Source organism: Paraburkholderia azotifigens (genome assembly GCF_007995085.1).
GTDB lineage: Bacteria > Pseudomonadota > Gammaproteobacteria > Burkholderiales > Burkholderiaceae > Paraburkholderia > Paraburkholderia azotifigens.
This window is the reverse complement of sequence record NZ_VOQS01000001.1, coordinates 2910954-2937816: the sequence shown is the minus strand read 5'-3', so window position 1 is coordinate 2937816 and position 26863 is coordinate 2910954. Positions and strand designations below refer to the sequence as shown.

At 61.5% G+C, this 26863-nt stretch carries 24 protein-coding genes and 1 pseudogene; 17 read left to right on the top strand and 8 right to left on the bottom strand.

Features of this window, described 5'->3' with window-relative positions; genetic code table 11:
• The first annotated feature begins 417 nt into the window (after positions 1-417).
• From FRZ40_RS13190 to FRZ40_RS13180, 3 genes are all read left to right on the top strand, one after another.
• Entirely contained in the window at positions 418-1341 is a 924-nt protein-coding gene (locus FRZ40_RS13190; protein ID WP_240057142.1) for a hypothetical protein, read from the top strand.
• Positions 1342-1373: 32 nt separating this feature from the next.
• Entirely contained in the window at positions 1374-2591 is a 1218-nt protein-coding gene (locus FRZ40_RS13185; protein WP_147234329.1) for a site-specific integrase, read from the top strand.
• A gap of 629 nt (positions 2592-3220) precedes the next feature.
• Positions 3221-3694 carry a hypothetical protein gene (locus FRZ40_RS13180; RefSeq protein ID WP_147234328.1) on the top strand — a complete coding sequence of 158 codons (474 nt, stop codon included), beginning with the start codon at positions 3221-3223 and terminating at the stop codon, positions 3692-3694.
• A 196-nt stretch (positions 3695-3890) separates the two neighbouring features.
• Here the strand turns inward: FRZ40_RS13180 and FRZ40_RS13175 are convergent, their stop codons facing one another.
• Positions 3891-5219, bottom strand: coding sequence for an IS4 family transposase (locus tag FRZ40_RS13175; protein WP_147233675.1), 1329 nt, complete (start codon positions 5217-5219; stop codon positions 3891-3893).
• Positions 5220-5574: 355 nt separating this feature from the next.
• On the opposite strand from FRZ40_RS13175, the gene ugpB reads away from it, so the two are divergent.
• The 4 genes from ugpB to FRZ40_RS13155 all read left to right on the top strand — a co-directional run bounded on the left by ugpB (position 5575) and on the right by FRZ40_RS13155 (position 9854).
• On the top strand, positions 5575-6900 hold the full coding sequence (gene ugpB / locus FRZ40_RS13170; RefSeq protein ID WP_028369638.1) for a sn-glycerol-3-phosphate ABC transporter substrate-binding protein UgpB: 1326 nt from the start codon (positions 5575-5577) through the stop codon (positions 6898-6900).
• A 115-nt stretch (positions 6901-7015) separates the two neighbouring features.
• Positions 7016-7900, top strand: coding sequence for a sn-glycerol-3-phosphate ABC transporter permease UgpA (gene ugpA, locus FRZ40_RS13165; RefSeq protein WP_147234327.1), 885 nt, complete (start codon positions 7016-7018; stop codon positions 7898-7900).
• Positions 7897-8742 (top strand): sn-glycerol-3-phosphate ABC transporter permease UgpE, encoded by an 846-nt coding sequence (ugpE, locus tag FRZ40_RS13160; protein ID WP_147234326.1) that lies wholly within the window; start codon positions 7897-7899, stop codon positions 8740-8742. Before ugpA ends, ugpE begins: the two co-directional genes overlap by 4 nt.
• A 20-nt stretch (positions 8743-8762) precedes the next feature.
• On the top strand, positions 8763-9854 hold the full coding sequence (locus tag FRZ40_RS13155) for a sn-glycerol-3-phosphate import ATP-binding protein UgpC (protein ID WP_147234325.1): 1092 nt from the start codon (positions 8763-8765) through the stop codon (positions 9852-9854).
• A gap of 278 nt (positions 9855-10132) precedes the next feature.
• Here the strand turns inward: FRZ40_RS13155 and FRZ40_RS13150 are convergent, their stop codons facing one another.
• Both FRZ40_RS13150 and FRZ40_RS44035 read right to left on the bottom strand, forming a co-directional pair.
• Positions 10133-11086: an IS5 family transposase gene (locus FRZ40_RS13150; RefSeq protein WP_147233928.1), complete on the bottom strand. Its 954-nt coding sequence runs from the start codon at positions 11084-11086 to the stop codon at positions 10133-10135.
• 329 nt (positions 11087-11415) lie between these two features.
• Positions 11416-11784 (bottom strand): hypothetical protein, encoded by a 369-nt coding sequence (locus tag FRZ40_RS44035; protein WP_158646998.1) that lies wholly within the window; start codon positions 11782-11784, stop codon positions 11416-11418.
• On the opposite strand from FRZ40_RS44035, the gene ettA reads away from it, so the two are divergent.
• A complete protein-coding gene (gene ettA / locus FRZ40_RS13145; RefSeq protein ID WP_147234324.1) occupies positions 11762-13429 on the top strand; it encodes an energy-dependent translational throttle protein EttA in 1668 nt (555 codons plus the stop codon). The genes FRZ40_RS44035 and ettA overlap by 23 nt on opposite strands.
• A 212-nt stretch (positions 13430-13641) precedes the next feature.
• A complete protein-coding gene (locus tag FRZ40_RS13140) occupies positions 13642-14781 on the top strand; it encodes a DUF748 domain-containing protein (protein ID WP_028369643.1) in 1140 nt (379 codons plus the stop codon).
• A gap of 27 nt (positions 14782-14808) precedes the next feature.
• Here the strand turns inward: FRZ40_RS13140 and FRZ40_RS13135 are convergent, their stop codons facing one another.
• The 4 genes from FRZ40_RS13135 to FRZ40_RS13120 form a co-directional block, all read right to left on the bottom strand.
• A complete protein-coding gene (locus FRZ40_RS13135) occupies positions 14809-15432 on the bottom strand; it encodes an HAD family hydrolase (RefSeq protein ID WP_147234323.1) in 624 nt (207 codons plus the stop codon).
• Positions 15429-15980: a cysteine hydrolase family protein gene (locus tag FRZ40_RS13130; protein WP_147234322.1), complete on the bottom strand. Its 552-nt coding sequence runs from the start codon at positions 15978-15980 to the stop codon at positions 15429-15431. The genes FRZ40_RS13135 and FRZ40_RS13130 overlap by 4 nt, the downstream gene beginning before the upstream one ends.
• Before the next feature lie 93 nt (positions 15981-16073).
• Positions 16074-17888: an aminopeptidase P family protein gene (locus FRZ40_RS13125; RefSeq protein WP_147234321.1), complete on the bottom strand. Its 1815-nt coding sequence runs from the start codon at positions 17886-17888 to the stop codon at positions 16074-16076.
• A gap of 19 nt (positions 17889-17907) precedes the next feature.
• Positions 17908-18162, bottom strand: a complete 255-nt coding sequence (locus tag FRZ40_RS13120) for a hypothetical protein (protein ID WP_147234320.1) — start codon at positions 18160-18162, stop codon at positions 17908-17910.
• Positions 18163-18349: 187 nt separating this feature from the next.
• Between FRZ40_RS13120 and FRZ40_RS13115 the strand changes: the two are divergent.
• The 7 genes and pseudogenes from FRZ40_RS13115 (at position 18350) to FRZ40_RS13085 (ending at position 24472) form a co-directional block, all read left to right on the top strand.
• Positions 18350-19095: pseudogene (locus FRZ40_RS13115) on the top strand (response regulator transcription factor).
• Positions 19096-19150: 55 nt separating this feature from the next.
• Positions 19151-20440 (top strand): glutamyl-tRNA reductase, encoded by a 1290-nt coding sequence (gene hemA, locus FRZ40_RS13110; RefSeq protein WP_147234319.1) that lies wholly within the window; start codon positions 19151-19153, stop codon positions 20438-20440.
• 132 nt (positions 20441-20572) lie between these two features.
• A complete protein-coding gene (gene prfA, locus FRZ40_RS13105; RefSeq protein ID WP_028369650.1) occupies positions 20573-21655 on the top strand; it encodes a peptide chain release factor 1 in 1083 nt (360 codons plus the stop codon).
• A 9-nt stretch (positions 21656-21664) separates the two neighbouring features.
• Entirely contained in the window at positions 21665-22513 is an 849-nt protein-coding gene (prmC, locus tag FRZ40_RS13100; protein ID WP_028369651.1) for a peptide chain release factor N(5)-glutamine methyltransferase, read from the top strand.
• Positions 22514-22624: 111 nt separating this feature from the next.
• On the top strand, positions 22625-22936 hold the full coding sequence (gene grxD, locus FRZ40_RS13095; RefSeq protein ID WP_147234318.1) for a Grx4 family monothiol glutaredoxin: 312 nt from the start codon (positions 22625-22627) through the stop codon (positions 22934-22936).
• 27 nt (positions 22937-22963) lie between these two features.
• Entirely contained in the window at positions 22964-23563 is a 600-nt protein-coding gene (locus FRZ40_RS13090; protein ID WP_028369653.1) for a UbiX family flavin prenyltransferase, read from the top strand.
• Positions 23564-23686: 123 nt separating this feature from the next.
• Positions 23687-24472 carry a DODA-type extradiol aromatic ring-opening family dioxygenase gene (locus tag FRZ40_RS13085; protein WP_147234317.1) on the top strand — a complete coding sequence of 262 codons (786 nt, stop codon included), beginning with the start codon at positions 23687-23689 and terminating at the stop codon, positions 24470-24472.
• Between the two features lie 77 nt (positions 24473-24549).
• Here FRZ40_RS13085 and FRZ40_RS13080 read toward each other — a convergent pair whose 3' ends face one another.
• Entirely contained in the window at positions 24550-26154 is a 1605-nt protein-coding gene (locus tag FRZ40_RS13080) for an APC family permease (RefSeq protein ID WP_147234316.1), read from the bottom strand.
• 451 nt (positions 26155-26605) lie between these two features.
• On the opposite strand from FRZ40_RS13080, the gene FRZ40_RS13075 reads away from it, so the two are divergent.
• Entirely contained in the window at positions 26606-26809 is a 204-nt protein-coding gene (locus FRZ40_RS13075) for a cold-shock protein (protein WP_147234315.1), read from the top strand.
• Positions 26810-26863: the final 54 nt, after the last annotated feature.

The window sequence follows — 26863 nt, the reverse complement described above, 5'->3', positions numbered from 1 at the left end:
CCGGCGACCTCGCCTATTTATGAGAGGGTACGTTAGCGAGGTTGCGATGACTTACGAGCTGAAAGGTTGGGTTCACGGGCTGAAAATTGGCCTTGCTCCGTTGAGCGCGCGGCCACACAACGCAAATAGGGACATACCGAATCCTGCTTGTCCGTTGCCTATCAGACCAACGTGTCGGCGTCGCCGATTACTGGCATCCCTTTCCCGCTATTTCGAACCGAGCAGGCCAATCGCGAAGCGCCGCGAGTCGAAACCCGTCGATTTGACCGAGTTCGCTCGTTCGGTCGGCCAGACTCCGACTCGGGTGTCCGCGCACGCCCACTCCGCCGCAGCTCCCGCGAGCGAATTCGGCTCACCAATGCTCCCTACTTGCAGGCGTTCAGCGGACTGTCTCGACCGCTGGGTACGGAGTTGACGATGGCGCGGCTCGACTACATCCATTACGACTTCTATGAGGCTTCGCTCAGCGAAAACGGCGAGCTGGTTTGGACAAAACAGACGGACAAGGCGCCTATCGAACGCTTGCCGCAAATCTATTGGGAGAACCACAGCGGATGGGATGAGGTGAACGCTTGGGCCTTGGATAGAGCTGCCTCTGGCACAGTTGATGATGAGACAGTAAGGCGCACGATGAAGCACCTGTGCCGATACGCTGATTTCACTGAAACTGAGCAACTGGACTGGCGCCACTTTCCTGTACGCCGCGAACATCAGGTGCTTCGGAAGTTTCGAAAGCACCTCATCGAACAGCGCGATGAAGGGACTCTTGCCAGCAGTACTGCGTCGAATTGCATGAGCACGGTCATCCAGTTCTATCGCTTTGCCGATTTGCACAATCTAATCGGCAATAGCGCTCCAATGTGGAAGGACCGTCTCGCGGTTATGCCGTATCACGATACGGCAGGCTTCAAGCGGACCGCGGTCCGGCTGAGTAGTGACCTCTCCATCCCAAATCGAAATCCTATCGGCTTGACGCTGGAAGACGGACTACTCCCTCTTCATGCCGACCATATGAATCAACTTGTCGCACACACGGCTAAGCATGAGACCGAGGAACTGCACCTCATGCTCTCCACCGGATTCTTCACAGGCGGGCGCGTAGGCAGTCTTCGGTACGTGGTTATTGGATGTCTTACTCTCGAGTGGAGCCAGTCCAGCCGAGGCAATAGGAATCGTTCGAGACGCCATGCTTCACAAAAACGAATCCACGACTTATCGCTATATCAAGTTCAGGAAGACGACTCGCGCCAAGCAAAATGCCGCAGCGGCGTTCAACGAGGCGTTCACGGGCTTCAAAAGCCGCGACTGGGACAGCGAAGATGCTTGAGCGACTCCGACTAGCTTTCCAATACGCAGCGACCGCTGGAACGCTTTTGGACCGCGCACTCCAACGACACACTGGAATAATTGAGCTGACCCGCCTTAGATGGAAGAGCTGCCGAAAATCAGCGGTCGGTGTTCAAGCGGAAAAACAGAATCTTAACGATACATTTGAGCTGGGACACATGCTGCAAGATGTATGCGACAGCCTTCCTAAAAGCGCTGTCCTCAGCGCAAAACTGCCCTTTGAAATTAGATTGCGAAGCGGCAAGTGGTTCGTTGCAGGCAGCCCTGTACGAATATCAACCGATAGTGATGCGGTTCCGGGTATCGGCAACCGGGAATTCCTAGCGAACCTAAGAATTGAAGCCGAGCTGATGATGTTTATCGGACAGACTGCTATGAATGCGACGCAAGCTTGCCGCCTAACATTGCGACGCTTTTCCTACGTAAGCCACAACGATAGCTATGAGGTCAGCGAATATAAGGGCCGGGGGAGCCGCACAGTGTTGTTTGAGATATTCAAGGAATATAAATCTCACTTCGAGCGATTTCTCGAATGGCGCCGAGCCCTTTTCCCTAATTCCACTCTGTTGTTTCCTTTCATTCGATATGGAAGCCGGCCCGGCTCTAGTTGCGACATGGCAAGAATTCGCGCGATTTGTGCCGAGTTGAATCTCACCTTTGTCGGCCCTCGACTTTTGCGAAACACAAGAGTGAATTGGATGTTACGCAGAACCGGCGACCCAGATGTTACAGCTGAAACGAGTCAACATACCAAGAAGACTCTGCTCCGTAACTATCATCAGCCAAGCCTACAACGCACGATGTCCGAATCCACAAAATTTTGGGTGGTCATGGACGCGCATTTGACCAAGAAAGAGTCGGTTGCTCCTGGAGAATGCACCGGCACTCCGAAAGAAGAAGCATCGATTGCGAAACAAGCCCCAAAACCGAACTGCGGGAGAAAATCCGGATGCTTATGGTGTGTGGACCATCGCGACATCGACTCGTTTGACTATGTTTGGGCACTTGCGTCTTTTTGTCAAATGAAGCTCTACGAACTCACGAAGGTTGATATGCGGAAGCTCGCCGAAGACGCGCCTCCAGCACAACTGGCGGTTGACCGGATTCAGGAGAAACTGAGTTGGTTTAAAGAAGCGAGCGAGGAGCGCCGGGAATGGGTCACAGAAGCGCGAGCGCGTATTGCCGAAGGTTGGTACCACCCTGACTTCGAAGCGGAGCTTGCCGCACTAGAGGGAGTGCTATGACAGTGGTTGTCTCTGAATTCGGCCTCAACTTGACTGAGTGTCCAATCGCACCAAAGCATAGTTGTTACCGGCCACCTAGCTGGCCTCCGCCCGCGGATTGGGTGGTCAGCTTAGACGAGAGCGGCAACCCTAAGTCGAGATGGGGTGACCCATATTGGGATTTTTCTGCGTGGGTAGGCAAAAGATTTCGATTCGACTTTGCCGGAGGGCACCACGGCCGAAGCGCGCCCAAGCTCAGCCCTGAGAATCAGAACGTCATGAGAATCCTGGCCACTTGGATTCTGTGGGGTCCCATGGGTGCGCGGAGTTGGTCGACCCTAAAAAAACATTTTGACCTTCTGCGTCGGATTGTTGCGCTTTGCGATGCTGAGGGGGTTATTGCAAGCAACCTTGTTCGCTATCCGATTCTGGTCGGAAAAACTACCTCAAGGTCACGAAGCAGAAGAAGCGCGGTTCGTAGAAAGACGACTCTGTGCGAGTCGTGACCGCTTAGCTGCACTCAGGCTCTTCGCGCGTGTCTGAGGAACCTGCATGGGACGGTCGACAGGAGATTGTTTCAGCGAAGCAGCGGCCGCGTTTGCAACCAACAAGGCACGCTCTTGGGCGAACCACATTCATAGGTGGACAGCATGAACGAAGCAATGCCGACAAAGACCGAGCCTGAAACCGCAGAGCAGCGATTTCGAAGCGCCTTCGAGCGCCTAAGGGAGGACCGTCCCCTGATACTGCCGCGCGGAACCCCTGTCAGCCAAAACAATGTTGCCAAGGAGGCCGGCACAGACCCGACTGCTCTCAAAAAGAAGCGGTTCCCAGCGCTAGTTCGCGAGATTCAGGCGTGGATAGAAATCCATGACGCACAACAGAAGTTGCAACAGGCCCGTCGCGAGCGGAAAACGCGTATACGCGAGGACCTGGAATCGCAAGTTACGCGGCTGACGAAGCAACGCGACGATTCACAGTCTCAACTCGCGAGTGCTCACCGCTTGGTGCTCGAAGTCCTGCAGAAAAATGCTCTCCTTCAGGCTAGGCTCGATGAACTTTACCCTCCTCCAATCCCGCTGAGAGAGAAGCCGGCCGCTATGGACAAAGGGACGCCGAAATGAGCGATTTCGCGCGCGAAGGCATGGACATCGCCTACGCATCACATTTCCTAGAAAAAACAACAACATACAGGAGAGTCCATAGCAGCTGAACTCGGGGGTGGTTGCTCAACGTCTGACGACCAATTGTTAAATGCTGCCCGCCGCCTGACGCGAGGGTTGCAAATCAAAGAAAGCCGCGCCTCGACGCTAATGCCGTTCAGTTAAGGTCTTTTCTAAGGTACCGAACGGTGTAACGTGAAGGGCGGGATTTGACGACCCGGTCGCATGCGCGGCCGGGTCGTTTTTCATTGGGCAGGGACTTGAGCCGTTCGCGTAGACGCTGCAGACAGGCGGGCAGTTTTGCGTAGGCCGGGGTGACGGCAGCCCACATCATTTCGTGCTGGATCGTATGGAGGGCTCGCACGAAGCTGATATCGGTCGGCGCGAGTTTCGCTTCCCATGCGGCGCAGGCGATCTCGCGGCGAACCAGGTTGTAGGCGATCAACGCGCCCCAGATCTCCTGATACACCCCTTCGACGGTGCGGCTGCGCAAGGTCAACTCCGAACCCAGCATCGATTGCTTGAGTTCTCCGTAACTGGTTTCGATCTGCCAGCGGCGCTCGTAGCAGGCAACGATATCGGCAGGTTTGAAGCGTCGGCGATCCCCCAGCGAAGTCAGCAGCACGCGCTCACGTCCGCGCGCGTCGATGGTCCGGATCGCCCGCGCATTCCAGAATTCGGGCAAAGCCGGACACTTCTTGCGGGCCTGCGGCGAGACGCGCATGCGCACCGTCGCATCGTCAGCGGTACCGGAGATGACTTCCCAACAGGTATTGGCTTTGGCTGGAATCAGGAAGTGGCGATTGCGCGCGTTCATCGTCAGGCCACACAGGATTTCTGCAGCCAGAAAGCCCTTGTCGAACACCGTCAGCGAGTCTTCCGGGATCTGCGGCAGCAGGCTTTTGGCGTACACCATTTCGTTGGTGTCGTAGCGACCGAAATTGATACCCGCGACCAGATGGGTCGGAATCGCGGTGAGCGTCACGGCGCGCACCTGCGGATAACTGGCCACCTTGCCACTGGCATAACCCTGCGCACCAAAGTGCTCACGGTTGGCCGGGCTGTCGGGCGTGCGTAGCGTGGTGCCGTCCATCGCCCATAGACTTAACCCCTTGAACGCATGATGAGCCGCGTCCTGAGTCGTCCAGGCCCGTGCTGTCTGCTCAAACAGCCACGCCATCGGTGCCTCGCCGATGCGTTGGCGTGCCTGCGCCGCCGCGCTCTTGCTGACAAACGGCGCGGCCTGGTTGGGCAAGGCCAGATCGAGACCGTCGAGCACCTCACTGATCGACCAGTGACGGTACATTGCCAGTGCGATCACCAGCCAGACCACCTGCTCAGCAGGCAGGCGCCGGCGCCGGATACTCGCTGCGCCTGTGGCCTGCACCGCGCGCTCGATCCACTCGTAGGGCAGATGCTCAGCCAGCCGGCTCATGTCGGCCGGCTGTTGCGCTTCGAGCAGGAAGGTCAGGTGACTGGAGAGCATCGCGCCGAAAAGTTAACAGCTCGGCGCTTCGTTTACAACACCTTCCCGCATCAAAAGCAAAAATGCCGTTCAGTGCTTAACTGAACGGCATTAGCGCCTCGACGCGGCTTTTTTTTGTGTTCGTTGCATGCACACCGAACAGTGCTTCGGGTAATCGCCCTTTCTCCCATCATTCTCCCGATGTTAAATTGCCCGTTCGGCAACCAGCCTGACACATAGAGATTTCACCGACTCTTTCCTGTCATCGACCACAACTAGAATCGCGCGACCGCACACCGCGCACAGGCGCCCTTCGGGGTATGGGACCAGAGTAAGGCGCTAAAGCGCAAACTCTGTTCGACAAAGGAGACTTTCGATGCATTGCAAGCCGTTCATCCGTTCGCTATCCGTCGCTGCCGTACTTGGCCTCGGCGTATATCAAAGCGCGCAGGCCGCCACTGAAATCCAGTTCTGGCACGCGATGGAAGCCGCGCTCGGCGAGCGCCTGAATACGATCGCCAACGACTTCAATGCATCGCAGAGCGATTACAAGATCGTCCCCGTCTTCAAGGGCACCTACGACCAGACGCTGGCGGCCGGCATCGCCGCGTATCGCAGCGGCAACGCGCCCGCGATCCTGCAGGTCTACGAAGTGGGCACGGCAACGATGATGCAGGCGAAGAAGGCTGTCCTTCCCGTCTCGGACGTGTTCAAGCAGGCAGGCATGACGCTCGACGACAAGGCGTTCGTGCCGACCATCGCCAGCTATTACAGCGACTCGAAGACGGGCCATCTGATTTCGATGCCGTTCAACAGTTCGACGCCCGTCCTCTACTACAACAAGGACGCGTTCAAGAAAGCCGGCCTCGATCCGAACTCGCCGCCCAGGACCTGGGCCGAACTCGAACAGGACGCGCAGAAGCTGAAGGCTGCCGGGATGTCGTGCGGTTATTCGTCGGGCTGGCAAAGCTGGATTCAGCTCGAAAACTACAGCGCGTGGCACGGCGCGCCGTTCGCGACGGAGAACAACGGATTCGACGGCGCCGACGCGAAGCTCGAATTCAACAAGCCGCTGCAGATCGCGCACATCACCTTCCTGCAGAAGATGGCGAAGGAAGGCACGTTCACCTATGCAGGCCGCAAGGACGAACCGGTCTCGAAGTTCTATAGCGGCGACTGCGGCATCATCACGAATTCGTCGGGCTCGCTCGCGACGATCCGCAAGTACGCGAAGTTCAACTTCGGCACGGGCATGATGCCGTACGACGCGAACGTGAAGGGCGCGCCGCAGAATGCGATCATCGGCGGCGCGAGCCTGTGGGTGTTGTCGGGCAAGGATCCCGCCGTCTATAAAGGCGTCGCGAAGTTCCTTGCGTATCTGAGCTCGCCGCCCGTCGCCGCGAAGTGGCACCAGGACACGGGCTATCTGCCCGTCACCACGGCCGCCTATGAATTGACGCAGCAGCAAGGCTTCTACGAGAAGAATCCGGGCAGTGACACTGCTATCAAGCAGATGCTCAACAAGCCGCCTCTGCCGTACACGAAGGGCCTGCGTCTGGGCAACATGCCGCAGATCCGCACGATCATCGACGAAGAACTCGAACAGGTCTGGGCCGACAAGAAGACGCCGAAAGACGCGCTCGATTCGTCGGTGTCGCGCGGCGACGAACTGCTGCGCCGCTTCGAGAAAGCGGGCAGCTAAAGCCGGGTAGTTAAAGCCACGTAGTCAATCCACGCGACGGGCGTGCCTTGCAGCGAATAACAACGCACAGCAAACGCAAGGCGCACCCGCTCGCTCACCTTTGAAAGGGACGTCGATGGACAAGCGCTCCCGCTTCGGCACCAGCTTCCTGCCCTATCTGCTCGTCGCGCCGCAACTCGTCATCACGTTGCTGTTCTTTCTGCTGCCTGCGGGCGAGGCGCTCTGGCAATCGACGCAGACGCAGGACGCATTCGGCACGTCGAGCGAATTCGTAGGCTTGAGCAACTTCAGGCAGCTTTTCGCCGATCCGCTATATCTCTCGTCGTTCGAAACGACGCTAATCTTCTGTGCGCTCGTCACCGTGTGCGGCCTCGTGATTTCGCTGCTGCTCGCCGCGTGCGCCGATCGCGTGACACGCGGCGCGAAGGCCTATCAGACCCTGCTGATCTGGCCGTATGCGGTGGCGCCCGCGATTGCCGCCGTGCTCTGGTCGTTCCTGTTCAATCCGAGCATCGGCCTCGTCACATACTCGCTCGGCAAGGCGGGCATCGTCTGGAATCACGCGTTGAATCCGGGACAGGCGATGTTCCTCGTCGTGCTCGCCTCGATCTGGAAACAGGTCAGCTACAACTTCCTGTTCTTCTATGCTGGCTTGCAGGCGATTCCGCGCTCGCTGATCGAAGCGGCCGCGATCGACGGCGCGGGCCCCGTGCGGCGCTTCTTCGGCATTGCGCTGCCGCTGCTGTCGCCGACGACGTTCTTTCTGCTCGTCGTCAATCTCGTCTACGCGTTCTTCGACACCTTCCCGATCATCGATGCGGCAACGGGCGGCGGCCCTGCTCAGGCGACGCGCACGCTGATCTACAAGATCTTCGCCGAAGGATTCCAGGGGCTCGACATCGGCAGTTCGGGCGCGCAGTCGGTCGTGCTGATGCTGATCGTCGTCGGGCTGACCGTCGTGCAGTTCCGTTTCATCGAGCGGAGGGTTCAATACTCATGATCGAGAATCGCCGCGGCTTCGATATCTTCTGCCACGCCGTGCTGATAGTCGGTGTGCTGCTGGTCGTGTTTCCCGTCTACGTCGCGTTCTGCGCGGCAACGATGAACGAGCACGAAGTGTTCAGCGTGCCGCTGTCGCTCGTGCCGAGCACGCATCTGTTCGAAAACATCGCGAGCATCTGGACGCACGGCACGGGCAACGCCGCCAGCCCGTTCGGCACGATGCTGCTCAACAGCCTCGTGATGGCGCTCGTGATCGCAATCGGCAAGATCGCCGTGTCGATCATCTCGGCGTTCGCGATCGTGTTCTTCCGCTTTCCCGGCCGCAACGTCGCGTTCTGGCTGATCTTCATCACGCTGATGCTGCCCGTCGAAGTGCGCATCTTTCCGACGGTGCAGGTCGTGTCGTCGATGCATCTGAGCAACACGTACGCCGGCCTCACGCTGCCGCTGATCGCGTCGGCGACGGCGACGTTCCTGTTCCGCCAGTTCTTTCTCACGCTGCCCGACGAACTGATGGAAGCAGCGCGCATCGACGGTGCAGGGCCGCTGCGTTTCTTCTGGGACGTCGTGTTGCCGCTGTCGAAGACGAACCTCGCGGCGCTCTTCGTGATCACGTTTATCTACGGCTGGAATCAGTATCTGTGGCCGATCCTGATCACGAACCAGCAATCGCTGACGACGGCCGTGGTCGGCATCAAGAGCATGATCGCATCCGGCGACACCGCAACCGAATGGCATCTCGTGATGGCGGCGACGCTGCTCGCGATGCTGCCACCGCTCGTCGTCGTGCTGGCAATGCAGCGCTGGTTCGTGCGCGGTCTCGTTGATGCCGAGAAGTAAGGATAAAAGGATAAACAGTCATGTCTGCACTGACGCTCAAGGGCGTGAAGAAATCGTACGACGGCAAGCAGAACGTCCTGCACGGCATCAACGCGGATGTCGAGGATGGCGAGTTCGTCGTGATGGTCGGGCCATCGGGCTGCGGCAAGTCGACGTTGCTGCGGATGGTCGCGGGACTCGAAGCGATCACGGAAGGCGAGATTTCGATCGACGGCAAGGTCGTCAACGATCTCGAGCCGAAGGACCGCAACATCGCGATGGTGTTCCAGAACTACGCGCTGTATCCGCATATGACGGTCGCGGAGAACATGGGCTATGCGCTGAAGATCGCGGGGCTGCCGAAATCGAAGATCGAATCGCGCGTGTCGACTGCGGCGAAGATTCTCGAACTCGAACCGTTGCTGGCGAGAAAGCCGCGTGAATTGTCGGGTGGACAGCGGCAGCGTGTCGCGATGGGGCGCGCGATCGTGCGCGAGCCCGCTGTGTTTCTGTTCGACGAGCCGCTGTCGAATCTCGATGCACGTCTGCGGGTGCAGATGCGGCTCGAGATCCAGCGTCTGCATGGGCGGCTCAAGACGACGAGTCTGTACGTGACGCACGATCAGATCGAAGCGATGACGCTTGCGCAGCGCGTGATCGTGATGAATCGGGGGCATGCGGAGCAGATCGGTGCGCCGACCGAGGTTTATGAGCGGCCTGCTACCACGTTTGTGGCTGGGTTTATTGGCTCGCCGGGGATGAATCTGTTGAGTGGGTGGGTGGCCGAGGATGGCTCCGCCTTTGAAGTTGCGGGAGAAGGTCCGAAGCTGCCGATTTCTGGCGCGGCAGGGCTCGACCGCGACGTTACGGCTGGGCGGCCGTGTGTGCTCGGCATCCGGCCAGAGCATATGACGCCGGGGTTGGCGTCCGATGCGTCATCCGCGACGCTTGCCGTCGATTCTTGCGAGTTGCTCGGCGCGGATAATCTCGCGCATGGGCGCTGGGGTAAGCATGATGTGACTGTGCGGTTGCCGCATGGGCATCGGCCGCTGGCGGGTGAACGGCTTTCTGTTGCTTTGCCTGCGGGGCAGCTTCATTTCTTTGATGAGGAGACGGGGCGGCGGTTGAATTGAGGTTTTTTTTCTGTCTGCGACGCAGTCGTCTTTCTGGGCTTCTTGCGGGCATCCGCTCGATGTTTTTGGTCTATTAGCGTTGCCCCTGTGCGGGGCGGCAGTTACTTTCTTTGCCGCGGCAAGGAAAGTAACGGAAGGTCTGAACAACCCGTTTTCTGCCTGGGATCTCTAACTGGCACGCGCGGAGTGGAATTCGCGTCCTCATTCACGCTGTGTTGAACCGATGCCGGTCGCATCTTGCGCATGGACGCTGCGCCTTTGGGGGGCGTCTTCGCCCTTCATTTCGCTTTACCGAGCACCCCGCGAGCCAACCAGAGATTGATCAGCGCGAACTGCGTTTCGATCTGCGCCGTGTTTTTCGCCAGTCCCCGATACCGCGCCTTCAGATAGCCGAACTGACATTTGAGCACCCGAAACGGGTGCTCAACCTTCGCCCGCACGCCCGCCTTGAGCCGCTCGACTTTCTCGTAGATTCTGTCGAGCCGCTTGCTTTTGTCCAGCTTTCTTCGCTTGCTCGGCCTCATCGCCACGTGCCACTGGACCGCCCCCGTTTCGCCCCGCTTCTCGATGCCCACGTAGCCCGCATCGGCAAACGCAACCTGCTCGTCGCCGTGCAACAGTTCATGCGCCACCGTGACGTCGTGAACATTCGCCGGCGTGCACTTCACGGTATGCACCAGCCCCGACTCCACATCGACTCCGATGTGCGCCTTCATACCGAAGTACCAGCTACCGCCCTTTTGCGTCTGGCTCATCTCGGGGTCTCGCGTGCCGGCTTTCTTCGTCGAACTGGGTGCCGAAATCAGCGTCGCGTCGACCGCCGAGCCTACCTTGAGCATCAGGCCCTTCGCCTGCAGGATCTCGTTGACCGTCGCCAGCATTCTGGCTGACAGCTCATGGGCCTCAAGCAGGTGCCGGAATCGCAGGATCGTGCTCTCGTCAGGCAGCCGCGTCATACCCGTGCCCAGCAGCGCAAACTCCCGATACAGCGGGATGTCGTGCAGCGCCTCCTCCATCGCCGGGTCCGAGAGGCTGAACCATTGCTGCATGAAGTGAATGCGCAACATCGTTGCGACTGGGAACGGTGGGCGGCCGGTCTTGCCTTTCGGATAGTGCGGTTCGATGAGCGCAATCAGCTTCTGCCACGGCACCACACGCGTCATCTCATCGAGAAACTCGCGCTTGCGGGTGCGCTTCGTCGACAGATCCAGACCAAGACCAAGTTGTGTCATCACGCCACTCCATGAATTCTCCTGATCCCAGGATAGTCCAACCTCACGTCAACGCCAGGACTTTTGCAGAGATTCCTAACCAAAGAAAGCCGCTTTTGAACCTCCGGTGCCCGCCAGGATACCGCCGCGGCATGCCGCAGTCGAGCTATTGCACAGCGACGTCCGCACCCCGTAGAAAGCCCGCAGTCAACCGCGCACGGCGCGCAAACCCCACACACAGTCCGGAGCACATACCGCCGCAACCGATGGCAACGCACAAAAAACAAGCCGACTTATGTGCCCCAACCGGGTGTAATCCTTCGCGCCGCGCGCGCCTGATTGCGGGCTTTCTACGGAGTGTTTGCGTCGCTGCGCGACAGCTCAAAGAACGTGTGCTGTAGCGTTATCCTGGCAGGCACCGGAGGTTGAAAGCCGCTTTCTTTGGTTACTTTCTTTGCGGCGGCAAAGAAAGTAACTGCCGCCCCGCACAGGGGCAACGCTAATAAACCAAAAACATAGAGCGGATGCCACCGCAAGACCCCAAACCCCAAACCCACCCCAAACCGGAACCCCACCCCCACCGGGAAGTACAATAGCGATTCCGGCCCAAATCCGGGCCCCGACACCACGTCGGCGCCACATTCCACATCCCGCCGCGCGGCATCAACAACACGCGGCATCAACACCACTTCAAAAATGGCCCAATACGTCTTCACCATGAACCGGGTCGGCAAAATCGTGCCGCCCAAACGCCAGATTCTGAAAGAAATCTCGCTGTCGTTCTTTCCCGGCGCGAAGATCGGTCTGCTCGGCCTGAACGGCTCGGGTAAGTCCACGCTCATCAAGATCATGGCCGGCGTCGACAAGGACATCGAAGGCGAAGCCACGCCGATGCCGAACCTCAACATCGGCTATCTGCCGCAAGAACCTCAGCTCGATCCGCAGAAAACCGTCCGCGAAGCCGTCGAAGAAGGCCTCGGCGACGTGTTCCAGGCGCAGAAGAAGCTCGACGAAATCTATGCCGCGTACGCCGAGCCGGACGCCGACTTCGACGCCCTCGCCGCCGAACAGGCGAAGTACGAAGCGATTCTCGCGACATCGGATGGCGGCAGCCCCGAACAGCAACTCGAAGTCGCCGCCGACGCGCTGCGCCTGCCGCCATGGGAGGCGAAGATCGAAAATCTGTCGGGCGGCGAAAAGCGCCGCGTCGCGCTGTGCAAGCTGCTGCTCGAAAAGCCCGACATGCTGCTGCTCGACGAACCGACCAACCACCTCGACGCCGAGTCCGTCGAATGGCTGGAGCAGTTCCTCACGCGCTTCCCCGGCACCGTCGTCGCCGTCACTCACGACCGCTACTTCCTCGATAACGCCGCCGAGTGGATTCTCGAACTCGACCGCGGCCACGGCATTCCGTGGAAGGGCAACTACAGCAGCTGGCTCGACCAGAAGGAAGACCGCCTGAAGCAGGAAGAAGCGTCGGAATCCGCGCGTCAGAAGGCGATCAAGAAGGAACTGGAGTGGGTTCGCCAGAATCCGAAGGGCCGTCAGGCGAAGTCGAAGGCGCGTATCGCGCGTTTCGAAGAACTCAACAGCCAGGAATACCAGAAGCGCAACGAAACGCAGGAAATCTTCATCCCCGTCGGCGACCGCCTCGGCAATGAAGTGGTCGAGTTCAAGAACGTCAGCAAGTCGTACGGCGACCGCCTGCTGATCGACAACCTGAGTTTCAAGATTCCGGCGGGCGCGATCGTCGGCATCATCGGGCCGAACGGCGCCGGCAAATCGACGCTCTTCCGCATGCTGACGGGCAAGGAACAGCCGGATTCGGGCGAAATCGTCCAGGGTCCGACCGTCAAGCTCGCGTATGTCGACCAGAGCCGCGACGCGCTCGACGGCACGAAGACCGTGTTCGAAGCAATCTCCGGCGGCGCGGACGTGCTGACGGTCGGCAAGTACGAGACGCCGTCGCGCGCGTACATCGGCCGCTTCAACTTCAAGGGCGGCGACCAGCAGAAGATCGTCGGCAATCTGTCGGGCGGCGAGCGGGGCCGTCTGCATCTGGCTAAGACGCTGATCGCCGGCGGCAACATGCTGCTGCTCGACGAACCGTCGAACGACCTCGACGTCGAAACGCTGCGTGCACTCGAAGACGCGCTGCTCGAATTCGCCGGTTCGGTCATGGTGATTTCGCACGACCGCTGGTTCCTCGACCGTATCGCGACGCACATCCTCGCGTTCGAAGGTGATTCGCAAGTGACGTTCTTCGACGGCAACTACCAGGAATACGAAGCGGACAAGCGCGCGCGCCTCGGCGAAGAAGCGGCGCGTCCGAAACGTCTGCGCTACAAGCCGATCAGCCGTTAAGCGTTCGTTGCACTGCCGTCCGCAGCCGGGCCGCTCAAGCGGTTCGATGCGGACGGCATAAGAGTTGCTCCCCTCCCTCGCAGGATCGTATCCGGTCCGCCCAGTTCCCCGATGCAGGCATGCGCTGCCTGCGCCGCGCTTCACGTGCATCACGCGCGGCACTCCACGACACATAACCCGAACCACGGCCAGAGCAAGGACGAGGAGGTGGCATGGCAATGTCGAAAGGCAGCCGCGTGATGGCGGCCGTCGCGGGCGTAATCGTGCTGCTCGTCGTGCTCGCGCTGGGCGGCTTGTATTTCGTGCAACGCGAAGTGAAAGCACGCGTCGTCGACGCGCTCGCGCCCGTCGGCACGGCTGATTCGATCGACGTCGGTTTTTCGGCGATCACGCTGCATCGCGTGCGCCTGACGGCGCCCAAAGACTGGCCGACGCCCGACGCCCTCACCGCCGACGAAATCACGATGACGCCCGACATTCGCGACCTGCTCGCGCATCGCATGCATCTGCACAGCGTCGTGGTTCGCGGCTTCAGTCTCGCGCTCGTGCGCACGGCGAGCGGGAGGCTGGAGATTCTGCCGAAGCTGCGCCAGTCGATGAGCCAGGCCCGTCACCCTTCCAGCGAAGCGAGCGCCGCCGTTTCCGACAAGCCGCCTTTACCCGCCGAAAAACTCATCGACCACGTCGCGTTCGCCGACGGCCAGTTCGTCTTCTACGACGAGATGATCAGCAAACCGGCGTACAAGGTCGTGGTCAGCGACGCGAGCGCATCCGTCGACCACATCCATCTGCCCGACCTCACCGAGCCGACCAGCCTTTCGATGAAAGGCGCGATCAAGGGCCCGTCGCACACGGGCCGCGTGACGTTCGACGGCTGGATGAAGATCGCCAGCAAGGACTCGCAGACGACCACGACGCTGCGCGGCGTCGACGTCGTCACGCTCGATCCGTATCTGTTGAAAAAGGCCGGCGCGAAGGCTCAGGTGAAAGGCGGCACGCTCGATCTGAACCTGCAGGCCACCGTGACGAGCTATCACATCCATGCGCCCGGCACGATCACGCTGCATCATCTGCAACTGGCCGAAACGGACGATCCGCTCGATACGTTCATGCAGATTCCAACGCGCGCCGCCGTCGCCGCGCTCAAAAAACATGGCGACGACATCACACTGCACTTCACGATCGACGGCAATCTGCGCGATCCGAAGTTCAAGCTGAACGAGAGCGTGATGACGGAACTGCGCGCGAACTTCGCGAAGGCGCTCGGCGTCAGCGCCGAAGGCGTCGCGAAGGGCGCGGGCGAAACGGTGAAGGGATTGGGCAACGCGCTGAAGAATCTGCTCGGGCAATAACGCCCTCTTCAGCACCGCCTCGCCCGGTCAGAGAGGCAAACCCAGCTCGCGCAGCTTTGCCTCGGTTTGCGCGGCGTTCGTGTGATGCACGCCATGCCAGCCGAGTTCGCTCGCGGCGCGCGCATTCGCGATGTTGTCGTCGATGAAGACGAGTTCGTGCGCTTCGATGTCCGGCAAATGCGTGCGGATCCTGCGCAGCATCTCCGCGAAGATCGCGGGATCGGGCTTCACCATCTTCACGCGGCCCGACACGACGATGTCCTTGAAACGCCGCAGCACGGGATAGTGTTCCCACGCATACGGAAAGGTCTCATCCGACCAGTTCGTCAGGCCGAACAGCGGCACGTTCGCGTCTTCGAGCTTCTCGACGGTTGCGACGCCGTCGTCGAGCACACCCGCCACCATTTCATGCCAGCGCTCGTAGAACGCGCGGATCAGCGCTTCGTGCCCGGGAAACGTCGCGATCAGTTCCGCCGTGCCTTCCGCGATCGGCTGGCCGCCGTCCTGGCGGATCACCCAGTCCATCGTGCAGACGTTCGACAGGAACCATGCGCGCTCGGCGTCGTCGGGAATCAGCTGGCGATACAGATACTGCGGGCTCCAGTCGATCAGCACGCCGCCAAAATCGAACACGACTGCCTTGATGCTCATGCAAACTCCGTTTGCAGAATGTCAGCGAGAGGACGCACCGTGACGCGCTTGCCCGTCATTGAGGAGTGGGTCCAGACGAAGTTCTGGTGCTCGACGATCTTCCCGGCAGTCAGGTGCGGCTTGTCGTGCGTCGTGTGAAGGTCGGCGACGACTGTCGTGCGCAGACCGAGCAGTTCGGCGCGGCGCGCCGTGGCGTTGACGCAGAACTCGGACGCGTAGCCGCATATCAGCACACGATCGATGTCTTTTTGACGAAGCTGATCCGCGAGCGGCGTCTCATGGAACGAATCGCCAACCGTCTTGTAGATGGACGCGTCCGCTTGCTCGCGCACGAGCGCAGCAGGCAGCTGCCAGGCGTCGCTGCCGCGTGCGAGCGGACCGTCCGCGCCGCTCTCGTGCTGCACGAAGAAGACGGTTGCGTTCGCCTTGCGCGCCGCCGACGTGAGCCGGTTGATGCCGTCGATCACTTCGTCGCCGCGATATGCGGCGGCCGCGCCGCTAAAAAACATCTGCTGTACGTCGATCACGATCACGGCAATACCGGACATGCGGGCCTCGCTATTCACAGGTGATTTTTTCGGGCAAAGCAGAAGGCGTCGGACGAACTGCCGGTGTTTACAGCGGCTCGTCCCGGCAGCGCCTCAGACCGGCTGCGTGCGCGTTTCGAGCCACGCCTTCGCGTCGCCCGACACATGCGGCGAGACGCGCGCGCGCACCATTTCGTGATACGCGTTGAGCCACGCGCGCTCGTCGTCGCGCAACAGGTTCAGCGCCACGCAGCGCGTGTCGATTGGGCACAGCGTCAGCGTTTCGAATTCGAGAAAATCGCCGAATTCGGTCTTTTCGGCGGCGCGGTTCAGCACGAGATTCTCGATGCGGATGCCCCACTTGCCCGGACGATAAATGCCCGGCTCGATCGACGTGATCATGCCCTCTTCCATCGCCGTCCAGCTTTCGGCGGGCGCGTAGTGCGAGATCACCTGCGGGCCTTCGTGGACGTTCAGGAAGTAGCCGACGCCGTGACCCGTACCGTGCCCGTAGTCCGCGCCCGCTTCCCAGATCGGCGCGCGCGCGATCGAGTCGAGCATCGGCGAACGGATGCCGCGCGGAAACTTCGCGCGCGACAGCGCCATCGTGCCCTTCAGCACCGTCGTGAAGTCGCGGCGATGTTCGTCGGTGATCGTGCCGATGGGCACGACGCGCGTGATGTCGGTCGTGCCGCTCAGATACTGGCCGCCCGAGTCGATCAGCAGCAGGCCGTTGCCTTCGATCGTCGAATGCGACGCGGGCGTCGCGCGGTAGTGCGGCATCGCGCCGTTCGCATTGAAGCCGGCGATCGTCGCGAAGCTCAGCGTGACGAAGCCCGGACGGCGCGCGCGCGAGGCCGTCAGCTTTTCGTCGATGGTCAGTTCGGTGATCGTTTCGCGGCCCAAAGCGCCTTCGAACCACGCGAAAAATTCGGCGAGTGCCGCGCCGTCCTGCTCCATCGTCGCTCGCACATGCGCGGCTTCGGCCTCCGTCTTGCGCGACTTGAAGAAGGTGGACGGATTCACCGACTCGACGACCGCCACCGACGCCGGCACCGATTGCAGCAAGCCGAACGTGATCCGGCGCGGATCGATCAGCAGCGTCTGGCCATTCGGCAGCGCGGCAAGCGCGTCGGCTGCCCTGGCGTACGGCTCGACCTTGATGCCGTCGCGTGCGAGCGATTCGGCGAGTTGCGCCGGCACCTTGCCTTCGACCACGAACAGCGACGCGCGCTCCAGCCCGATCAGCGCATGCGCGACGAACACAGGGTTGTAGTTCACGTCGGCGCCGCGCAGGTTCAAGAGCCACGCGAGATCGTCGAGCGTCGAGATGAAATGCCACTGCGCGCCCTTCTCCCGCATCGCGCAGCGGATCTGATCCAGCTTCTCCGCGCGCGACACGCTCGCGTGCGGCGGGATGTGCTCATAGACGGCAGCCGTCGGCAGCGACGGACGCTGCGGCCAGACGATATCGAGCAGATCGAGGTCGGTGCGCAGCGTCACGCCGCGCGCCCTTAACGCGTCGGTCAGCGCGCGCGCCGCCGCCACGCCGAGCACCGCGCCATCGACGCCGACCGCCGCGCCCGCCGGCACATTCTGCGCGAGCCAGTCGATGTGAGGCGCCGTCTGCTGGCCGCCGAACATTTTCATCAGCTGAATGCCCGTGCCCGCCAGTTGCGCTTCGGCCTGAACCCAGTAGCGGCTGTCGACCCACAGACCGGCGAAATCCGCCGTCACGACCAGTGTGCCGACCGAGCCGGTGAAGCCGGACAGCCATTCCCGCCCTTGCCAGCGGCCGGGCAGATATTCGGACAGATGCGGATCGGCCGATGGCACCAGGCAGGCGGCGAGCCCTTCCTGTTTCATTGCGCTGCGCAGTTGCGCGATGCGCTCGGGGATCGAGGCGGTTTCGGGGAGTCGTACGTTCATCGGTTTCACCTGCAAGAATTCATCGACGGGAAAACAGGCCGACCGTCACGGCAACGGCAACCAGCGCAATAGCGGTGCAAACGGGCCACTCGAGCGTATCGCCGTCGTGGAAAAGTTGAATGACATTGCCGGCCATGTGCGCGACGACAGCGCCCACCACGCCGACCAGCATCGCCAGCCACAGCGCCACGCGGCTCGCACGACGCAGCGGATGCAGCCACCAGCTGGCCCCGCCCACGACCGCGCCGAGGATGATCAATCCCGGCCAGCCCATCAGCGCGAACCATCCGTCAATTTAAGACTGCTCTGATAGGCGGCTGTTTTATCAATGGATAGCATTTTTTTCTCATTCACCAGAAGGTCTGCACGGCTTTCTGCGTAGCGGTTGAGTTTAGGGGCCGGGGTAAGGTTAAGCAAGCTGAAAGCCTCCGCGCCAGATCGCTGCGCCCACCCCACCGTCCATGCGAATTGCCCTGATTGAGCCTGACCTCCGGCATGCGGAAATCGTCGGCCGGCTACTGCTTGCCGGGGCCATGCCTGCCACCACTTTGCCGCCAGCGCACCGTTTCTCGCGGGCGCCGAACACGAATTTTTCGATCTCCTCGTCACCGACGCGTTTTGCGGCGACGCCGCCGCAGAAGACGTGATCGCGCGCGTACGCCAGCTTCTGCCCGGCTTGCCCGTCGTTGCGCTGATGAGCGCGCCGCGCGAAAGCGAACTGGTCGCGATGTTGCAGGCAGGCGCCGACGACTGCCTGTCGAAGCCCGTACGCGGCCCCGAGATGCTGGCCCGCATCGAAGCGCTGATGCGCCGCGCCGGCATCCGCCGGCCGCGCAACCGCGTGCGCGAGATGTTCGGCGACTATGCGTTCGACGCCGGCCGTTCCATTGTCAGCTTCCGGGGACAGAGCATCACGCTGACGCCGAAGGAGCTTCAGTTCGCGTTGCTGCTGTTTACCAATATGTCGCGGCCGGTGTCGCGGGCGCACATCCTGGAAACGGTCTGGTCGCGCCGCCGCGACGTCAGGTCGCGCACCCTCGATACCCACGCGTCGCGCATCCGTACCAAGCTCGAGTTGCGGCCCGAGTCCGGCTACACGCTGACGCCGCTGTACGGCTATGGCTACCGTCTCGACCGGATTCCCGTCGACAACCCGGATAGTGCGGATAAACCCGCGCCGACTGAAAGAATCGTGGAAACGCTATAATATTGGGCCTAACCATAGCCCCAATACGTCGCGCCACAAACGCCGTAGCGTCCCCGTGCAACTGCTAACGATCGGAATCAATCACCACACCGCGCCCGTCGCCCTGCGCGAACGCGTGGCGTTTCCGCTCGAACAGATCAAGCCGGCGCTCTCGACGTTCAAAGACATCTTCCTCGGCCGCACGGCCCGCACTGCGCCGGAAGCGGCGATCCTGTCGACCTGCAACCGCACCGAGCTGTACTGCGCCACCGACGACCAGGCGGCCCGCGAAGCCGCGATCCACTGGCTGTCGAAGTACCACAACATCGCCATCGACGAACTCGCGCCGCATGTCTATGCGTTGCCGCAGTCGGAAGCCGTGCGTCACGCGTTTCGCGTGGCGTCAGGGCTGGACTCGATGGTGCTGGGCGAAACGCAGATCGTCGGTCAGATGAAGGACGCGGTGCGCACGGCGACGGAAGCCGGCGCGCTCGGCACGTATCTGAACCAGCTATTCCAGCGCACTTTCGCCGTCGCCAAGGAAGTCCGCACGACCACTGAAATCGGGGCGCAATCGGTTTCGATGGCTGCGGCGGCCGTGCGCCTCGCGCAGCGCATTTTCGACAAGGTGTCGAACCAGCGCGTGCTGTTCATCGGCGCGGGCGAAATGATCGAATTGTGCGCGACGCACTTTGCCGCGCAGCAGCCGCGCGAACTGGTCGTCGCGAACCGCACGGCCGAACGCGGCCAGCGCCTCGCCGAAAGTTTCAACGGCCGCGCGATTCCGCTGTCCGAACTGCCCGCTCGCATGCACGAGTTCGACATCATCGTGTCGTGCACGGCGTCGACGTTGCCCATCATCGGTCTCGGCGCGGTCGAACGCGCGGTGAAAGCGCGCCGCCACCGTCCCATCTTCATGGTCGATCTCGCCGTGCCGCGCGACATCGAACCGGAAGTCGGACAGCTGGAAGACGTGTTCCTGTACACCGTCGACGACCTCGGCGCGATCGTCCGCGAAGGCAACGCGTCGCGGCAAGCCGCCGTCGCACAGGCCGAAACGATCATCGAAACGCGCGTGCAGAATTTCATGCAGTGGCTGGACGCGCGCAGCATCGTGCCCGTCATTCGTCATATGCATACGCAGGCCGACACGCTGCGCCGCGCCGAACTCGAAAAGGCGCAGAAGATGCTCGCGCGCGGCGATGATCCGGCCGCCGTGCTCGAAGCGCTGTCGCAGGCGCTGACGAACAAGCTGATCCACGGCCCGACGCATGCGCTCAACCGTGCGAGCAGTGAAAACCGCGATCAGCTCATTGAGCTGATGGGCGGCTTCTACAAACACGCTCACCCTTCTTCGGAGCGTTAGCGGCGCTCCACGCCGTGGCGTCGCGCGGGCGGCCGACCAGGCCCGCACGGTGCTTCATCTGCAGTCATGCCGGGCCGCCGCCCGCTTCCCCGAGTCCAGCCGTTCTTTCCGGAGCCCGCTCCGACCGCCCCAATGAAAACGAGCATGCAAGCCAAGCTCGACCAGCTGACCACCCGGCTGGCCGAACTGAACGACCTGTTGAGCCGCGAAGACATCACGTCGAACATCGAGCAATACCGCAAGCTCACGCGCGAACACGCGGAGTTGCAGCCAGTCGTCGAGCATTACGGTTTGTGGCGCCAGTCGATGAACGACGCCGCCACCGCGCAGGAACTGCTGTCGGATGCGTCGATGAAAGACTTCGCGGAAGAGGAAATCCGCGCTGCGCGCGAGCGGATGGAAACGCTCGCAGGCGAACTGCAGAAAATGCTGCTGCCGAAAGACCCGAACGACGACCGCAATATCTTCCTCGAAATCCGCGCGGGCACGGGCGGCGACGAATCGGCGCTGTTCGCGGGCGATCTGCTGCGTATGTATCTGCGTTACGCGGAGCGCAATCGCTGGCAGGTCGAAATGATGTCGGCAAGCGAATCGGATCTGGGCGGCTACAAGGAAGTGATCGTGCGGATCGCGGGCGATGCCGCGTATTCGAAGCTCAAGTTCGAGTCGGGCGGACACCGCGTGCAGCGCGTGCCCGCGACGGAAACGCAGGGCCGCATCCACACGTCCGCGTGCACGGTCGCGGTGATGCCGGAAGCGGATGAAATCGGCGAAGTCGAGATCAATCCCGCCGATCTGCGCATCGACACGTTCCGCGCGTCGGGCGCGGGCGGCCAGCACATCAACAAGACCGATTCCGCCGTGCGCGTGACGCACTTGCCCACGGGCATCGTCGTCGAATGTCAGGACGACCGCTCGCAGCACAAGAACAAGGACCGCGCGCTCAAAGTGCTCGCGGCGCGTATCAAGGACAAGCAGTACCACGAGCAGCACGCGAAGGAAGCGGCGACGCGCAAGAGCCTGATCGGCTCGGGCGACCGTTCGGAGCGCATTCGCACGTATAACTTCCCGCAGGGCCGGCTCACGGATCACCGGATCAATCTCACGTTGTATCGCCTCGAATCGATCATGGAAGGCGATCTCGACGAACTGATCGCGGCGCTGGTGTCCGAGCATCAGGCGGAACTGCTCGCGTCGCTCGGCGACGCGGACTGAGCGGCACGCATGGATAACGCCGATACCGTCGCCACGCTTCTGCGCGCATCGCCGCTGCCCGCACTCGAAGCGCGCATTCTGCTCGGGCATGCACTCGGCTGGCGTCGCACGGAACTGATCACCCGCGCCGACCATCCGCTCGATTCCGCCCAGCTGACGGCATTCCGCGAACTGGAAACGCGGCGCGTGGCGGGCGAGCCGGTCGCGCAACTGATCGGCTCGCGCGAATTCTTCGGGCTCGATTTCGAAGTCACGCGCGAGGTGCTGATTCCGCGGCCGGAAACCGAACTGCTGGTGGAAACGGCCGTTCAGGCTCTGGAAGAACATCCCGTGCGCTCTCGCGTGCTCGATCTTGGCACGGGCACTGGCGCGATCGCGGTGTCGATCGCGTGGTCCCGGCCGGACGCGCGGCTGTGGGCCGTCGATCGCTCAGAAGAAGCGCTGGCCGTCGCCCGACGCAACGCCGTCAGACTTCTCGAACCGAAACGTCCCGGCGGCGACCTGCAATTCGCGCAGAGCGACTGGTACGCAGCGCTTGACGCGTCGCTGGCTTTCGAAGTGATCGTCAGCAACCCGCCCTACATTCCGGGCGGCGATCCGCATCTGTCGCAAGGCGATTTGCGCTTCGAGCCGCGCGGCGCACTCACCGACGAAGCCGACGGCCTCTCCGCGATCCGCGCGATCGTCGCTGGCGCGCCGGCGCGGCTCGTGCCGAACGGCGTGCTGTGGATGGAGCATGGCTACGATCAGGCCGAAGCCGTCCGCGCGATTTTGACCGCACACGGTTTCGCCGATGTCCGCTCGGAATGCGACCTCGCCGGCATCGAACGCATCAGCGGCGGACGCTGGGCAGGCTGACGCACGCTCGATGGCAGAGGGTTGCATGCGATCCAGCCGTCGGTCGTCATCGGCGAAATCCGCTATCATTTGTCACTATCCCCAACAAACACCGGAATCGCAAGGTCAGTCATGGACACGCAACAACGCATCAAGCAAATCGTCGACGAAAACTCCGTCGTGCTCTTCATGAAAGGCAACGCGCAATTCCCGATGTGCGGATTCTCGGGCCGCGCGGTGCAGATCCTGAAGGCATGCGGTGTCGATCAGTTCAAGACGGTCAACGTCCTCGAAGACGAAGCCGTGCGCCAGGGCATCAAGGAATTCTCGAACTGGCCGACGATTCCGCAGCTGTACGTGAACGGCGAGTTCGTCGGCGGCTCGGACATCATGATGGAGATGTATCAGTCGGGCGAACTGCAGCAGCTCTTCGCCGCGGCCTGATCTGCGAAGACGGGGGCGCCGCACGTCATGGAAACACGCACTGCGACGCCTCGCCGCCTGATCATCGCCATCACGGGAGCGACGGGCGCCGTCTACGGCATCCGGCTGCTCCAGACGCTGCGCAAACTGGGCGGCGTCGAAAGCCATCTGCTGATCTCCAGCGCCGGATGGCTCAATATCCAGCACGAACTCGAACTCTCGCGTGACGACGTGCATCCGCTCGCGGACGTTGTGCATTCGGTACGCGATGTCGGCGCGAGCGTTGCGTCCGGCTCTTTCGCAACCGACGGCATGATCGTCGCGCCCTGCTCGATGAAAACGCTCGCGAGCATCGCGCATGGCCTCTCCGACAATCTGATCACGCGCGCCGCCGATGTCACCCTCAAGGAGCGTCGAAGGCTCGTGCTGATGGTTCGCGAAACGCCGTTCAATCTCGCGCATCTGCGCAACATGACGGCCGTGACCGAAATGGGCGGCATCATCTTTCCGCCGCTGCCCGCCTTCTACAATCAGCCCGCGACGATCGACCAGATGGTCGACGACACTGTCGCACGCGTCCTCGATCTGTTTGCATTGGGCCCGGCGCTGGCGCCCGCGTGGCGAGGATTGAACAGTCGGCAGTCGTAGCGCGCCGTCCGTCAAGCTCGCGCATTCACAACTGCCGCGAGACAATCAAATGCGAATTTGACCGTTTATCAAACGGCAGTGCGGCCTTATATTCGCTTCAACCCAACCTCTTCCCGCATTGCCATGACCCGCTTGCCTTCCCTCTTTCTGTCGCACGGCGCGCCGACGCTGCCCATCGACCCGTCGATGCCCCGCGCCGAGTTCGCGTCGCTGTCGGCGGAAGTGCCGCGCCCCAAAGCGATCCTGATGCTGTCCGCGCATTGGGGCACGCTGCAGCCTGCCGCCAGCACGTCGGATGCGCCCGAGACGATTCACGACTTTTACGGCTTTCCGCGCCAGTTGTACGAAATCCAGTATCCGGCGCCGGGCGCGCCCGACGTCGCGCGCCGCGCGGCTGCGCTGCTCGGTGACGCAGGCATTCCCGCGGCAACGCAGCCGCATGGTCTCGATCACGGCGCGTGGGTGCCGATGCTGCTGCTGTTCCCGCACGCGGACGTGCCCATCGCCCAACTGTCGATCCAGCCCCGGCTCGATCCTGCGCATCATTTCCGTGTGGGCCGCGCGCTGCGTCCGCTGCAGGACGAAGGCGTGATGATCGTCGGGTCAGGGCAGATCACGCACAATCTGCGCGAAGCGGATTTCTCGGCGCGTCCGGAAGACGCGGATCCGCGCGTCACCGAATTCACCGACTGGTTCGAAACGCGCCTCGCCGAACGTGATATCGATGCGTTGCTCGACTACCGGCGTCAGGCGCCGCACGCCGAGTTCATGCATCCGACCGACGAGCATCTGCTGCCCGTGTTCGCCGCCTTGGGCGCCGCGCCGGATGACTACAGGCTCGGCATTCAATCGCTCGGGACATTCCAGCGCTCGCTGGCGATGACGAACTACGTGTTCGGCAACGCCTGATCGAAGCGTCGCGCAACAAAAAAGCCCGCCGGAATCCGGCGGGCTTTTTCTTGGGTCAGGCGATGAAGCACTGACGATCAGGCGCCAATGCTTTCGAGAATCTCATCGTGCGATTCGCGCTCGTTCAGGTACTCGGTGCGGTAGCCCGTGTGCACGCCCCAGTAATAGAAGATCAGCGAAAACGCGATCACCACCAGCATGTCCCAGCCGTACGGCAACACGCCCATGCCGCCGAACTGCTTGCTGCCGATCAGCGACAGGATCGCCATCACGGGCAGATAAGCCACCAGCCACCACGCCGCCTTCAGGTCCTGATTGAAACCTGAGAAGCCCGACTTCGCCTGGAAGTAGAAGAACACGGGCAGCGCGACGATCATCAGCAGGATGATTTCGCCCGTCAGCGGCCACTTCGCCCAGTACAGGATCAGCGACGCACACACGAACGCGAACGGCGCGATCACGCTCATGCCCGGAATGTGCAGCGGACGCTCGAGATCCGTCGCCGCGCGGCGCAACGCCATCAGGCTGATCGGGCCCGTCAGGTACGAGATCACCGTCGCCACCGAAATCACCGCTGCCAGCGAACTCCAGCCGCGGAAGAAGAACAGGAAGATGAACGACACCAGCAGGTTGAACCACATCGCCGGACGCGGCACGCCGTACAGCGGATGCACGCTGCCGAAGATCTTCGGCATCGTGTTGTTGCGCTCCATCGCGTAGATCATGCGCGTGGTCGTCGCCATATAGGTCGTGCCCGTGCCGCTCGGGCTCACGAATGCGTCGACATACAGCAGGATCGCGAGCCAGTTCAGGTTCAGCGCGATCGCCAGTTCCGCGAACGGCGACTTGAAGTTGAACTGGCTCCAGCCCTTCATCACGTCAGCCGGATTCACCGCGCCGATGTACGCGATCTGCAGCAGCACGTAGATCACCAGCGCCAGCAGGATCGAGCCGATCACCGCGAACGGCACGCTCTTCGCCGGATTGCGCGCTTCGCCCGCCAGGTTGATCGGGCTCTGGAAACCGTTGAACGCGAACACGATGCCGCTCGTCGCCACGGCCGTCAGCACGGCCGACCAGCCATACGGCGCGAACGCGCCCGTGCCGCCAAACGAGTCGCCGACGTTTTCCTTGTGGAAGCCGCTCATCATCAGGCCGAGAATCGTCAGGCCGGGAATGATGAACTTGAAGATCGTGATGGCCGAATTGGCGCGCGCAAATACCTTGACGCCCCAGTAGTTCAGCATGAAGTAGATCACCACCAGCACCGCCGACAGCAGCAGGCCCGGCGTCGTCAGTTCGCCGTTGATGAACAGGTTATGCGCCCATTCGTACGGCCAGGTGCTCATGTACTGGATCGATGCTTCGGCCTCGATCGGAATCACCGACACGATCGCGATCCAGTTGGCCCACGCGCTGATGAAGCCGACCAGCGCGCCGTGCGAGTAACGCGCATAGCGCACCATGCCGCCCGACTCGGGGAACATCGCGCCGAGTTCCGCATAGGTCAGCGCGATCGCAAGAATCACCACCGCGCCGATCACCCACGCGCACAGCGCTGCAGGGCCTGCGATCTTGGCCGCCTTCCAGGCGCCGAACAGCCAGCCGGACCCGATGATCGAGCCGAGTCCCGTGAGCATCAGCGCGAACGGGCCGATGTGCCGTTGAATGGAACTTTTCACGTCTTCTCCTGTATCTGAAAGCACGCCGCTGCCGCGGCCGTGAGACACGGCTAGAAGTCATAGGAAAGACCAAGGCATACGACGGGCGGTCGCGAGCACGATTGCGGGTTTATCTAGGTGCAACCGGTCGCGTGCGGGGCGTAGTTTAACGGTTGCACCGTCTCATTGCAGTCGAAATCCGGTGGTGCTCTACAAAAAAATCGGGAAAATAGCAAGCTTTGTAAGCCACTGATATGCCTAAATATCCCCGGCTCATATGAGGATTTAAAGATTACGGTTGACCTTCTCTCGAAATGCCCGTATAAAGATCGTGCAGGATTTCAAGCGGCGAGTGAATTGGTTCTTTCGTAGTTCGCCCATCAACGGTACTCCGGTTGGTCCCATTACCCTTCCTTGATTTTCATGCACCCTCGGGCTTCGGCCTTGTTCACCATTTTTAGGAAAAAGTAATATGGAAACCGGTACCGTCAAGTGGTTCAATGACGCAAAGGGCTTTGGCTTCATCACCCCGGACGCTGGCGGCGAAGACCTGTTCGCGCATTTCTCGGAAATCCGCATCGAAGGCTTCAAGACGCTGCAGGAAAACCAAAAGGTTACCTACGACGTCAAGACGGGCCCGAAGGGCAAGCAAGCCGCTAACATCAAGCCGGCTTAAGCTTAGCTTCCTTCCGGAACGCAAAAAAACCCCGCTTAGGCGGGGTTTTTTGTT